Genomic DNA, 11,949 nt, shown 5'->3' with positions numbered 1-11,949 from the left:
TCTCCCTAGTTAGCTATTTCTATACTTAATTTGTTGTTTACCTAATATTAACCTAAAACCTGAACGAATATCATAATTTTTTTATTCAATTCAGGACGAATTAATTTCAATATTTAGCGATTTTTTCTGTATAAAAATTTACATGCTGGTAGGCTATGGCAAAATTTATAAAAATATAGATTAGGTGTATGTCAAAAGTCCGTTCATTGAGTCTCACATCTCGCATCATGATTGGTATGGTGCTAGGTGTAGTAGTAGGTTTTATTTTTCAGGCAATTTTAGCGGGTGAAGACGATTTCCTTATCCCATTAGGGTTATTCTCTTTGCCTATTAAAGCATTTTTTGTCGATGGTATTTTTCACGTTGGTGGGCAAATATTCATTGCTAGTTTAAAGATGCTCGTTGTGCCTTTAGTATTTGTCTCACTTGTATGTGGTACATGTAGCTTAAGTGACCCTAAAAAGCTTGGCCGCTTAGGTGGAAAATCAATCTTGCTGTATTTATTTACCACTGCTATCGCTATTACTGTCGCAATTACACTGGCATTGATATTTAACCCAGGTGAAGGTATTAACCTACCATCGGATGCTAATTACAGTGCAAAAGAAGCGCCAACACTGGCTCAAGTGATCATTGGTATGTTTCCGACTAACCCTATTGATGCGATGGCCAGTGGCAACATGCTCCAAGTTATTGTATTTGCATTATTATTTGGTATTGCAATGGCTCTTAGTGGGAAAGCAGGAAAACGTGTCGCGAGCGTATTTGAAGACTTAAATACCGTTATCTTGAAACTAGTGACTTTATTAATGAATATTGCACCGTATGGTGTTTTCTTCTTAATGGCGAAACTATTTACCACTATTGATTTGAAACTAATTAAAAGCCTCGCTCTTTACTTTAGTATTGTTGTGTTAGCCTTATTTATCCATGGCTTAGTTAACTACAGTATCCTTCTCAAAGTATTAACGGGCCTTAGCCCTGTAACTTTCTTGAAGAAAATGAAAAATGCATGTTTATTTGCTTTCAGTACCTCAAGTTCAAGTGCGACAATGCCTATCACTTTAGAGACAGCGAATAAAAAACTAGGCGCACATAACTCAGTTGCATCTTTCACAATCCCATTAGGTGCAACCATCAACATGGATGGTACGGCTATCATGCAAGGTGTTGCGACTGTGTTCATCTCTCAAGTTTTCGCTGTCGACTTATCTATTTCTGATTACTTAATGGTTATTCTAACGGCAACACTTGCGTCAGTGGGCACTGCAGGTGTACCAGGCGTTGGTTTGATTATGTTAGCCATGGTATTAAACCAAGTTGGACTTCCTGTTGAAGGGATTGCAATCATTATTGGTGTGGACCGTTTACTTGATATGACACGCACCGCGGTTAACGTGACAGGTGACTGTATGGTGACATGTGTTGTTGCAAAGTCTGAAGGGCAATTAGACGAAGATGTATTTAATGACCCTGATGCGGCTAAAGACTTAGAAGATTATCATAAGTCTATAAACTAGATTCACCATTGAAAAACCCGCATATTAATGCGGGTTTTTTATCGTTTTTCGTTAAGGGTTCATTCCTTTAAAACGCGATACTAAATTAACTCCAGCCTTACTGATACTTGTACTCAAACCGATCGCCAGCTTATCACTTAAGTTCTTTTTGATTGTGTATTTCACTTTGTAAATCTGACGCTCACTCGCCTGACTTAAGAGGATATCATCACTGGTATCTATTCTATCAACAAGCCCTTTATCAAAGGCTTGAGTAGCAAACCAATGTTCGCCTGTTGCAACTGTATCTATGTCAAGTGAAGGTCGTTGCTCGCTAACAAAAGTTTTGAATAAGCCATGAGTTTGCTCTATTTCCTCTTTAAACTTTTCGCGCCCTTTGTCTGTGTTTTCGCCAAATAATGTTAGTGTGCGCTTATATTCACCCGCAGTAATTTGTTCGAACTCAACATCATTCTTTTTCAGTATTTTATTAAAGTTAGGTATTTGGGCTATCACTCCAATAGAGCCAACAATAGCAAAAGGAGCTGCAACAATTTCATTCGCCACACATGCCATCATATAACCACCACTGGCAGCAACTTTATCTATGGCTATCGTTAGGTGAATTCCTGCATTACGAAGGCGTTGTAATTGCGACGCAGCCAAGCCATAACCATGAACAACCCCACCACCGCTTTCTAAGCGAACGAGTACTTTATCTTTTTCTTTGTCAGCAATAGTAAGAATTGCTGTAATTTCTTCACGTAAGCTGTCTACCTCATGGGCATCAACACTGCCATTGAAGTCGATGACATACAGCCGAGCTTTTTTCTCATCACTTGAGGTTTTTTTGCTCTTCGCTTTTTGCTGTTTTAAATGCGCTTTGAGCTCCTTTTTTGAAAGAGTGTTCTCAATAAAGCTCTGTTTTAGATCTTCAAGCTGCTCACTCAAGTCATCTATTTGTATTTCGCCCTTTTTCGATTTTGGCTTTGCTGCTGCGCCAACTGCAATTGCGACAATGATTGCTATGGCAATAACAAAGGTGATGGTTTTGGCGAAAAACAGCCCATATTCGTATAAAAATTCCAAACAAATTCTCCACTTAATGTTAGTTCGCCACAATTTAACATGCTTTTTCATAAAAAAAAGCCACATGATGTGGCTTTTTACTTAATTGGTTAATTTAGTTTTTAGTCAGTGACTACATCGGTATTAGTGACTTGCAAGTACTGACCACGGCTCGCTAAGAAAGTGGCTATTTGCAATTGCATTTCAGACGTTGCAGCTGCACTTTCCTGTGCAGTAGCGCCTGAATCAGGCGTAGCCACAGGCGTTAATACCGAACTGTGATGACCCTTAGTAAATTTCACAACATAGCTCATAGGCTCCGCTGTTGGCCCCTGAGATTGAGCCACTGTTGCTAAGCCCATCAAGTTAGCAAGTGGTAAACTGCCTGCGATAGGGTTAGAAGCTACCATAGGTGGAATAACTTGGTCAGGCTTATTGTTAGCGCCATCACCAACAACGACACTCATATATGTTGGCGTGCCAAGTGCCGCAACTGATGCTGCGTAATTAGAAGGATCACCACTATCAAGGGCTGTCTGTGCCGCAAAAGCAAACTGTGTTACTACCCCTTGAATATTTGCTAGTTTTGCTGTTTCCCCTGCCATTGTTAACGAGCCAATGTACTCTTTGTAACCACAACTGACATAAGCGGTTTGATCTGCTGCTAGCGTGCCACAGTTAGACACAGCTTCATTTTGTAAGTACGAGCTAAATTCTGCAGACTCACTAATGCCAGCAGCAAGTAACACCGAACCTTGCACGAATGGGCCAAACGTTGCCGAATCAATTAAGAAACTTGCAATACCACCACCGCCACTGGCAAGTGCAACACTCTTCACATTGAAAAGTGGGTCAACCTGAGGATCAAGAGGATTATTCGTCACTGCAACAAAAGCAGGCGCAACAACTGAACCTAGTGAATGTCCTACGAATGACACATCTTGAGTGTTTAAATCAGTCGCACCAGAAAAGTTTAAACCTAAGCGTAAACCCAATAAATCAGCAACTGATTGACGTAAGCTGTCACGTGCTACAAGTAAAGACTGCAAATTCATGTAACTGAGTACGGAACCCGTTGATGCGTTGAAGTCGTCAACACCATCTCCATTTACATCAACACCACGCTCACCATGCATTGGGTGGTCGATAGCAGCCGTTGCAAAACCTTGGATAGAAAGCTGAGCAGTGATTGCTAACATATCTTCTTTCTTAGACGTAATACCGTGCTGAAGAATCACTACCGGCCAGCCACCTTCAGGCATTACCAAAGCATCTAGACCAATTTGGCTTCGAACAAAGTTAATGACGGGTAAAATAGGCTTAGTAATTTGCACCGGTACATTCGCAATGCTTTGCGTTTTAGGGATTGTATTGTATTTAGTTAAGTGCTTAGTTTGGTCAAGGCCTAGGTCACGTAACTTACCGCCACTGAGCGCCATACATAATGCATCATTTTCACTAATTGGATCTGTCGGGAACGATGCACCTGCTGAAGAGGCGTAGCCAAGTACCGCTACACCGCTGTCACACATACCTTGCCAGTATGTCGCAGCTAAATCACTTACCTCAGTGCCTGTTGGTGTTGCAAGGTACATAGGTAGCATTACACTGCCTTTTTGATACTGAACCCCAGCAAAAGCAGGTGATAAACCTGTTACCCCTTGTGATGCAAATACTTGTTCAACAGTAATCACTGGTTGCTCAGGAATTTGTACCGTTGGTCTTGGTAAAGCCGCTTGCGTTAAACTTGCTGCTAGTAATTGTTTGACTGTACCAAGTACTTGACCTGCCGACTGCATGGTCATAGCCGCACTAAAAATGATTTCATCTTTAGAAATTGCACCACCTGATGTTACAGCGTTTTCATAACTATTGATGACCGCTTGTAACGATTTTTGTGCGTCTGTAATAAGGGTTGTTTCTTCACTAACCAACGCATAAGTAGATGATGGCTCAATTGAGCGACCTTCTGAGTCCATTAGCGAGGTTGTTAAAACATTGATGTAGCTACTACCTGCTTTAAACGGTTTCAATGGTATAACAGCCACAGCATCACCAGAGCCTTGGGTAATAAAATCGACACCAAATGTGAGCTCTGACACTAATTTACAGGCAATACCTGCAGGTACTTGTGAGCATGCTTCATCCGTTTGGCTGGCTCCCATAACGACTTCAAAAATGCGCACTGCGCCAGGTGAGGCAGCAGATGTAGCATCTAAGCTAACACCCGCAGGAAAAGTAAGATCGATTTTAAACGGAGTTTGTGTAGACCAACCATCTAGTGCACCTAATGCTAACTGTGGATCGGCATAGGCAGCACGCTCTACGCTCACATTATTCTCATCAAGTTCACCAGGAATATTAAGCGTGCCATCAAGTGTGCCACTCATGAGTAAATCGTTGGGTACAGAGATAACACCATTAGCAGGGTCAAACTTAACTGTCGCGGTTGGCACAATGGGGGGATTGTCATTTTTTACATCTTCTAATGTTTCTCCTCCACCGCAACCTGTAATGGCTGTTGCAACGGCCAGTGAAAGTAGCATTTTTTTCATAATATCGCTCCGCGAAAATCTTATTGTTATTGTGTGTTCATATTTAAAAGTAGCTAAAAAGATACCTTTAGTTAAGTTAATTTAATGTAATTAGGTTATTAATAAGACATTAGACCAGTTAAAGTTAACGTAAAGTTTTAATTTTCGCCACCTTAATTTGCAATAAATTCGATAACTTGGCTTTTTGCTATGGTAAAATATGGAAAAATTTAACCGATGGTACTTTTATGCACAATTACAAAGCCGCAGAAAACGCGCTAAAAGACAAAGTTATTTTAATTACTGGTGCTGGTGATGGCATTGGTCGCGTAGCAGCCTTAACCTATGCAAAACATGGTGCTACGATCATTTTGCTTGGTAAAACAACCAGCAAACTAGAAGCTGTTTACGATGAAATCGTTAATGCAGGCGGCCCTCAGCCAGCGATTGTTCCAATGGATCTTAAAGGTGCTACAAAACAAAACTATCGTGACCTTGCTGCAACAATCGAACAGCAATTCGGCAAACTTGATGGCTTAGTAAACAATGCAGGTATTCTAGGTTCGCTTGGTCCGCTTGAGCACTTCTGCGTGTCAACATTTGAAAACATCATGAAGGTTAATGTTACCGCACAGGCACTTATCACTAAGTACATGTTCCCTATTTTAAGAAAATCACCTAGCGCATCGGTTATTTTTACCTCTTCAGGTGTAGGTCGCCAAGGTCGCGAATTTTGGGGTGCATATGCTATTTCAAAGTTTGCAGTAGAAGGCATGATGCAAACATGGGCTTGTGAAGTAGAAAAAACAAATATCCGCATTAACTGCATTAACCCAGGCGCGACGCGTACGTCTATGCGTGCATCAGCATATCCAGGAGAAGATAAAGATAAGTTAGCAACCCCTGAGGATCTTATGCCTACTTACCTTTATCTAATGAGTGATGACTCAAAAGATATCAATGGTCAATCTTTAGATGCGCAACAAAAATAACTTTTGTGCTGTTGACGAATGATTAACCAATAAAAAACCTTACTCTCGAGTAAGGTTTTTTATTTTCTAGTATCTAACGACGCTTAGGCTGCTTAACGCGTTGATTATGCTTTTTAACAGCTTTACGAATTTGGTTTATCTTGGCCCGTTTTTCTTTACGCTTTTCAGGTATAACTGATAATTTTGTTTGCGTTTCACGACCCAATTGAACAGTTTTACGCAAATAGTTAACTGTATCCAAATCAAGCTCTGCCCACCCACCTTGAGGCAAGCGTTTATCTAGCTCTAACTTACCGTAACGAATACGAATAAGACGAGATACTTCCACATCTTGTGATTGCCATAAACGACGAACTTCGCGGTTGCGTCCCTCGGTTAAGGTAACATTAAACCAACGATTTATTCCTTCACCACCTAATGGTTTAATATTTAAAAATTTCGCAGGTCCATCATCCAGTTCAACCCCTTTGGTTAAGTTACGTAAGGTCTCATTCGTTACTTCACCAAATACCCGTGCAGAATATTCGCGCTCTACTTCATAGCTGGGATGCATAAGGCGATTAGCAAGCTCACCATCATTGGTAAACAACATTAATCCAGCGGTATTAATATCCAGTCGACCTACAGCAATCCAACGCTCACCATCTACTTTAGGGAGACGATCGAACACAGTACGGCGACCTTCAGGATCTTTGCGAGTACATAACTCGCCTTCTGGCTTGTTATACATAAGCACACGACAAATCCGGTCAGCTTTATCTTCAACTTTTACTACATGTCCATCAACACGAATTACATCAGTTGCTTCAACACGATCGCCCAAACGAGCCACTTTGCCATTGACACTTACTCGATTTGCATCAATGTATTTTTCCATCTCACGACGTGAGCCCACACCAGCACGGGCCAATACTTTTTGTAACTTTTCAGTTTCTACATTACTCATTCAGATAGTTCTCTCACAGAAGGATCGCTCAAAAGCTGGTTAATTTTACTTTCCTGTAATTCAGGTAAGGGTGGTAATTCATCTAAACCAGCTAATGAAAAATAGTCTAAGAAAGCGGATGTTGTAGCATACAAAGCCGGACGTCCTGGTACCTCTTTGTGGCCTACAACCCTTATCCACTCTCTTTCTAATAAGGTTTTAATAATCCCTGAGCCGACAGTAACCCCTCGTACTTGTTCGATTTCACCACGCGTAATGGGTTGCCTGTAGGCAATCAAAGATAATGTTTCTAATAGTGCTCTTGAGTATTTAGGTGCGCGCTCTTGCCAAAGATTTGCAAGCCATGGTGCTAAGCTTGCGCAGGCCTGAAATCGATAACCGCTGCCAACTTCAACCAATTTTATGCCGCGTGTTTGATAATGGGTTTGAATGTTTTCAATTGCATTATTAATGCGTGCCATAGAAACGCTTAAATCAGCCAATACTGTCTCTTTTAAATGACGTTTAGATAAAGGTTTACCTGCTACAAAAATCGCGGCTTCTATGATTTCGACTAACTGTTCATCATTAATACGTTTTGCGGCCATGGGTTACTATAGGTCATTTAAATCACTAACGCTCTATTATGACAGAAGTCTTGCTAGGTTGGAAAAATTATTACAAAAAAAGCCAGTGTAATACACTGGCTCCAAACAATGTTTATATTTGAGCTAAATTACGAGCTTTTTTTAACCATGTCTAATGCGTCATCTTCAGCAACATCACTACCATGTTCAGTGATGTAGCTAATAAACTCATTACGGCTTACGCGCTTGTCCTTATTAGTATCCATATACCCAAAATGGTTGGCAATATCGTCATCATCAGCCTCTTCAACCGAGATATAACCATTTTTATCGTTATCTAAGGATTTAAAATCATTTTCGATAGGATCAAATTGAGCTATTTCAGCTTTAAACGCCGACTCAGAGACTTCGCTATCTTCCGCAACTTTACCCGTATTAAGCTGCATGTAAGCATTAAACTCACTTCGGCTGATTTGTTCATCCATATTAGTATCGATATTTGAAAAATGTGCCCAAATTGCATCATCATCTGCTTCTGTTTTAGAGATGTAACCATCGTTATCATTATCTAAACTGCCAAAATCGCTGTCTATTTTTGCTAAAGAGTTGCTTGCAGAGCATGCTGAAAGACTAAGAGCCGCTAAAATTGTTGATGCTAGAGTTAACTTGTTCATAAGACATTTCCTTGTAGTCGATTAGATTCGCTTGGACTAATACAAGTTGAATGCCAAAACACCTTACAGCCTAAAATCAAGCACTTAGAAAGCAGTTAAGTTGTGGTTAAGACTATGATTTAGCAAGCTTTTCATACTTACTGTAATTTTTTCATAAAAAAAGCGCTCCAAAGAGCGCTTTTTACAAATAAGTTTAACATACCGATTAAATAGCCGCGTTTTGGTAACGCTTAACGAACTCTGTTACTGCTTCACCGTTACATTTTAAGGTATTTAAGTTACCAATTTTTTCACGTACAGGTGTCAAACCTTGCTTAAGTGCTGTGATGCAAAGTTGCGTTTCTTTTTGCTCATTTTTAGCAAAAACTTCAACTGATACTTTCGAAGTCGCTTTTTGTGACTCTGCTTTTTTAGCAATGTCACGAATGTCGACACCATTACACTCAATACTTTTAGAAAAACGCGACATCGCAATACCATGCTTTGTCGCTTCTTTACGTGCAGCGGTAAACCCTTCGTTTGCACTCAGACTACATAACTTAGATTCAATACGATTATCAGCTGAGAAATATTGTGGATTGCTTGCCAATGAGCCAAATGAGATACATGCAAGTGAAAGCATCACTAATTGTTTTTTCATGGTTTACCTTTTAAGTGTACATAATTTGAACGGTTAATCTGCGCGCATTATATAAACAAAAAAGAACAAATCAATTAAATATATTATTTAATATTTTAATTAATATCGAGTTAACAATGCGTTTAACTAAACCCTCAATTGATCAACATTTAAACAGTGCATTTTTCTTTCTTTGCTCATGAATAGCGCCACATTTGATGGTAGAATTACGTTACTTCCTTTAAAGAAAAATAAACTAAGGTGCATGATGAAGGTTATCTCGTTCAACATAAATGGACTTCGCGCTCGCTTACATCAACTACAAGCGGTGATAGATAAACATCAACCAGATATCATTGGCTTACAAGAAATCAAAGTTCATGATGAAGCTTTCCCACTCGAAGACGTGCAAAAAATGGGTTATCACGTTTATTTTCACGGTCAAAAAGCCCATTACGGCGTGGCAATGTTATGTAAACAAGAACCTAAATCGGTAATGAAAGGCTTTGCAACTGATACAGACGAGTCGCAACGTCGTATGATCAGCGTGACTGTAACCCAACAGAATGGCCGTGACTTAACTGTTATGAATGGTTACTTTCCACAGGGCGATAATATTGCTCACGAAATTAAATTCCCTTACAAACGTCAGTTCTATAAAGATTTAATGACCCACTTAGAAGTCAATCACACGCCTGAGGAAGATGTTATTGTGATGGGCGACATTAATATTTCACCTACTGATCTCGACATTGGTATTGGTGAACCAAACCGCAAACGCTGGTTAAAGACTGGTAAGTGCTCTTTTCAACCAGAAGAGCGTGAATGGTTAAGTACATTATTAAACTGGGGCTTTAAAGATACCTTCCGTGAACTTTACCCTGAAAAAGTTGAACAATACTCGTGGTTTGATTACCGCTCAAAAGGTTTTGATGACAACCGAGGCCTACGTATCGATGTAATTTTAGCAACTCCAGCCCTTGCTGAGCGTTGTGTTGAGTCTGGTATCGATTACGAATTACGTGGTATCGAAAAACCTTCTGATCATGCGCCAATATGGTCAACATTTAACGCATGATAGACACTATGCAATGGCAGCTCCCTTTATGGAGCTGTGTGGCTTTAATACTTTGGCTAAGTTTTGATAAACAAAGCGCATCGCAATTATTGGCAACGCCAATAAGACAAGTTGGTGTGCTCGCCTGTGCTTTGGTACTTGCAGTACTGTGGCGCATTAAAGCGGGGATATTGCCAGGCCTTGAATTGCATATTTTAGGGGTTACTGCTGTGACCCTGATTTTAGGTTGGCGATTAGCCATTTTTGCAAGTGCCCTTGCAAGTTTACTGTTGGTACTAGTTGCTCAGTTGCCTATGGCTTTATTGCCCGTGCATTTACTGTTTACTGCTTTTTTACCAATTACGTTGAGCTATTTGTGTTTTGTGCTTTGTTATACCTACTTACCAAGACATTTTTTTATTTATATCTTTTTATGCGCGTTTTTAACCGCTGCTGTTATCGCCTGTATTAAAATACTCACCAGTGGAGTGCTTTATTACTTGCTTGGTGATTACAGTTTTATTGAGATTTCAGAAAACTACCTCATTCTATGTGCGATAATTTGGTTTCCTGAAGCAATGCTCAATGGCATGGCTATTACCTTAATGATTACCTATCGCCCTCATTGGGTTAAAACCTTTTATGATAAGGACTATTTAGACTCATGAGTCTTCACTATCACTGCCCGCTTTGCAAACTTGAGCTTACACTCAAGGATAAAACTTACCGCTGTAACAATAACCACAGCTTTGATATCGCCAAAGAGGGTTATGTCAATTTACTGCCCGTACAAAATAAAAAGTCGAAACAACCGGGCGATAACCTTGAAATGGTGCAAGCGCGACGCGAGTTTTTAAATGCGGGGCATTATGGTTTTTTACAGCAAGCTTTAGCTGAACTCGTGGCATCACTGACACCAAATTCAGTGATTGATTTAGGCTGTGGTGAAGGCTTCTATACCCAAGCAATTGCAGCGCAATCGAGTGCCGAAGTGTATGGTGTTGATATTTCGAAACCTGCGGTAAAATACGCCGCTAAGTGGTATGAAAGTGCGCATTTTAGTGTCGCGTCGATTAGCCAAGCCCCTTTTGCAGATGCCAAAGCAGACGTGCTGGTTAGTGTGTTTGCCCCTTTATTTGCACAAGAACTTGCCCGCCTTGCCAAACCGCAAGCAAGCTTAATTGTTGCAAGCCCTGGCCCTTGGCACCTTAAAGAATTAAAAGCATTTATTTATGCTGATGTAAAACCACATACAGAGATAGAACCACCAGCTGGCTTCAGCAAAGAATCGACAACATTATTAGAGCAACAGGTGCTGTTGTCTGTCGAAGAGATTAAACATTTAATTATGATGACGCCGTTTGCCTGGAAATTTCGCCCAGAGCATTGGCAGCAAATAGAGCAACAAGGCCCACAAAAAATAACGTTATCTTTTTATGTGAGCCAGTATATTCGCGATTAGAAATGTTCTTTTGTGAAGGCTTTATCCATTTTTTCGAACATATCTTTTAATAGTTGAGCTAAATCTGAATAGCGTGGTTTTTCAGTCGTTAATTGTGACTGATAACCATGTGCTTTCATTTTACTGTGCAGCTCGGTGTACCAACTTAGCATCGCTGGCTCTAATCGGGTTTCTGCACGGCGGCCTAGCCACAATAAACCTTGAAACGGTAGTGACAAAAAGAATAGCGCGATAGTAATTGCTTGCGGGAAATAATCACTACCTAAATAGTTAACTTGCATAAAAACAGTCAGCATAGCCAAAATTGGCATCACTGTAATTGCCAGATCTGTGGCTTTGATCACTCTAAATTCAGCAAACATGGGGGCGAGCTCTTGTCGCATTGGCCATTTTTTAGCGTATTGACGACCTGTTTGCACTTGTGACATGACACTCTTTTGCATCATCACTCCTAGGGTTTTCATCTTGTTTCACAACCGAGTGTAACACACTCCCGGATACAATCCCTGCAAAACCTGTCCTCGTTTTTATA

The 11,949-nt window shown here is 40.3% G+C and carries 12 protein-coding genes; 5 read left to right on the top strand and 7 right to left on the bottom strand.

Annotated features, from left to right (window positions below; translation table 11 throughout):
- Positions 1 to 188: 188 nt before the first annotated feature.
- Complete coding sequence (locus tag L3Q70_RS07435; protein WP_062568915.1) at positions 189 to 1,520, top strand: dicarboxylate/amino acid:cation symporter; 1,332 nt, start codon at positions 189 to 191, stop codon at positions 1,518 to 1,520.
- A 51-nt stretch (positions 1,521 to 1,571) separates the two neighbouring features.
- Here the strand turns inward: L3Q70_RS07435 and sohB are convergent, their stop codons facing one another.
- Both sohB and L3Q70_RS07425 read right to left on the bottom strand, forming a co-directional pair.
- Positions 1,572 to 2,588, bottom strand: a complete 1,017-nt coding sequence (gene sohB, locus L3Q70_RS07430) for a protease SohB (RefSeq protein WP_062569396.1) — start codon at positions 2,586 to 2,588, stop codon at positions 1,572 to 1,574.
- A gap of 101 nt (positions 2,589 to 2,689) precedes the next feature.
- Positions 2,690 to 5,122, bottom strand: coding sequence for a VolA/Pla-1 family phospholipase (locus L3Q70_RS07425; protein ID WP_237115148.1), 2,433 nt, complete (start codon positions 5,120 to 5,122; stop codon positions 2,690 to 2,692).
- 227 nt (positions 5,123 to 5,349) lie between these two features.
- Between L3Q70_RS07425 and L3Q70_RS07420 the strand changes: the two genes are divergently transcribed.
- A complete protein-coding gene (locus L3Q70_RS07420; RefSeq protein ID WP_062568913.1) occupies positions 5,350 to 6,093 on the top strand; it encodes a YciK family oxidoreductase in 744 nt (247 codons plus the stop codon).
- 73 nt (positions 6,094 to 6,166) lie between these two features.
- On the opposite strand, the gene rluB is transcribed toward L3Q70_RS07420, so the two are convergent.
- The 4 genes from rluB to L3Q70_RS07400 all read right to left on the bottom strand — a co-directional run bounded on the left by rluB (position 6,167) and on the right by L3Q70_RS07400 (position 8,919).
- Positions 6,167 to 7,039, bottom strand: a complete 873-nt coding sequence (gene rluB, locus L3Q70_RS07415; protein ID WP_062568912.1) for a 23S rRNA pseudouridine(2605) synthase RluB — start codon at positions 7,037 to 7,039, stop codon at positions 6,167 to 6,169.
- Positions 7,036 to 7,626: an SMC-Scp complex subunit ScpB gene (gene scpB, locus L3Q70_RS07410; RefSeq protein ID WP_237115147.1), complete on the bottom strand. Its 591-nt coding sequence runs from the start codon at positions 7,624 to 7,626 to the stop codon at positions 7,036 to 7,038. Before scpB ends, rluB begins: the two co-directional genes overlap by 4 nt.
- 128 nt (positions 7,627 to 7,754) lie before the next feature.
- Entirely contained in the window at positions 7,755 to 8,279 is a 525-nt protein-coding gene (locus tag L3Q70_RS07405) for an EF-hand domain-containing protein (RefSeq protein ID WP_062568910.1), read from the bottom strand.
- A 205-nt stretch (positions 8,280 to 8,484) separates the two neighbouring features.
- Positions 8,485 to 8,919, bottom strand: coding sequence for an exonuclease III (locus tag L3Q70_RS07400; protein ID WP_193988711.1), 435 nt, complete (start codon positions 8,917 to 8,919; stop codon positions 8,485 to 8,487).
- 247 nt (positions 8,920 to 9,166) lie between these two features.
- Between L3Q70_RS07400 and xthA the strand changes: the two genes are divergently transcribed.
- From xthA to L3Q70_RS07385, 3 genes are read left to right on the top strand one after another with little or no spacing between them, the layout of a single operon-like run.
- Positions 9,167 to 9,976 carry an exodeoxyribonuclease III gene (xthA, locus tag L3Q70_RS07395; protein WP_237115249.1) on the top strand — a complete coding sequence of 270 codons (810 nt, stop codon included), beginning with the start codon at positions 9,167 to 9,169 and terminating at the stop codon, positions 9,974 to 9,976.
- On the top strand, positions 9,973 to 10,623 hold the full coding sequence (locus L3Q70_RS07390) for an energy-coupling factor ABC transporter permease (protein ID WP_193988710.1): 651 nt from the start codon (positions 9,973 to 9,975) through the stop codon (positions 10,621 to 10,623). The genes xthA and L3Q70_RS07390 overlap by 4 nt, the downstream gene beginning before the upstream one ends.
- Positions 10,620 to 11,417 carry a putative RNA methyltransferase gene (locus tag L3Q70_RS07385; RefSeq protein ID WP_237115146.1) on the top strand — a complete coding sequence of 266 codons (798 nt, stop codon included), beginning with the start codon at positions 10,620 to 10,622 and terminating at the stop codon, positions 11,415 to 11,417. The genes L3Q70_RS07390 and L3Q70_RS07385 overlap by 4 nt, the downstream gene beginning before the upstream one ends.
- On the opposite strand, the gene yfbV is transcribed toward L3Q70_RS07385, so the two are convergent.
- A complete protein-coding gene (gene yfbV / locus L3Q70_RS07380; RefSeq protein ID WP_062568905.1) occupies positions 11,414 to 11,860 on the bottom strand; it encodes a terminus macrodomain insulation protein YfbV in 447 nt (148 codons plus the stop codon). The two genes, L3Q70_RS07385 and yfbV, sit on opposite strands and share 4 nt — an antisense overlap.
- Positions 11,861 to 11,949 lie beyond the last annotated feature (89 nt).

The organism is Pseudoalteromonas sp. CF6-2, from assembly GCF_021729425.1.
Taxonomy (GTDB): domain Bacteria; phylum Pseudomonadota; class Gammaproteobacteria; order Enterobacterales; family Alteromonadaceae; genus Pseudoalteromonas; species Pseudoalteromonas arabiensis.
The sequence above is the reverse complement of the archived record's forward strand: the minus strand, read 5'-3'. Positions and strand labels throughout refer to the sequence as shown.

What these genes read in the sequence shown, in the direction of transcription:
- L3Q70_RS07400 (WP_193988711.1), bottom strand. Translation starts at nt 8,919, where the DNA reads ATGAAAAAACAATTAGTGATGCTTTCACTTGCATGTATCTCATTTGGC.
- scpB (WP_237115147.1), bottom strand. Translation starts at nt 7,626, where the DNA reads ATGGCCGCAAAACGTATTAATGATGAACAGTTAGTCGAAATCATAGAA.
- L3Q70_RS07425 (WP_237115148.1), bottom strand. Translation starts at nt 5,122, where the DNA reads ATGAAAAAAATGCTACTTTCACTGGCCGTTGCAACAGCCATTACAGGT.
- L3Q70_RS07420 (WP_062568913.1), top strand. Translation starts at nt 5,350, where the DNA reads ATGCACAATTACAAAGCCGCAGAAAACGCGCTAAAAGACAAAGTTATT.
- L3Q70_RS07405 (WP_062568910.1), bottom strand. Translation starts at nt 8,279, where the DNA reads ATGAACAAGTTAACTCTAGCATCAACAATTTTAGCGGCTCTTAGTCTT.
- L3Q70_RS07385 (WP_237115146.1), top strand. Translation starts at nt 10,620, where the DNA reads ATGAGTCTTCACTATCACTGCCCGCTTTGCAAACTTGAGCTTACACTC.
- rluB (WP_062568912.1), bottom strand. Translation starts at nt 7,039, where the DNA reads ATGAGTAATGTAGAAACTGAAAAGTTACAAAAAGTATTGGCCCGTGCT.
- yfbV (WP_062568905.1), bottom strand. Translation starts at nt 11,860, where the DNA reads ATGCAAAAGAGTGTCATGTCACAAGTGCAAACAGGTCGTCAATACGCT.
- xthA (WP_237115249.1), top strand. Translation starts at nt 9,167, where the DNA reads ATGAAGGTTATCTCGTTCAACATAAATGGACTTCGCGCTCGCTTACAT.
- L3Q70_RS07435 (WP_062568915.1), top strand. Translation starts at nt 189, where the DNA reads ATGTCAAAAGTCCGTTCATTGAGTCTCACATCTCGCATCATGATTGGT.
- L3Q70_RS07390 (WP_193988710.1), top strand. Translation starts at nt 9,973, where the DNA reads ATGATAGACACTATGCAATGGCAGCTCCCTTTATGGAGCTGTGTGGCT.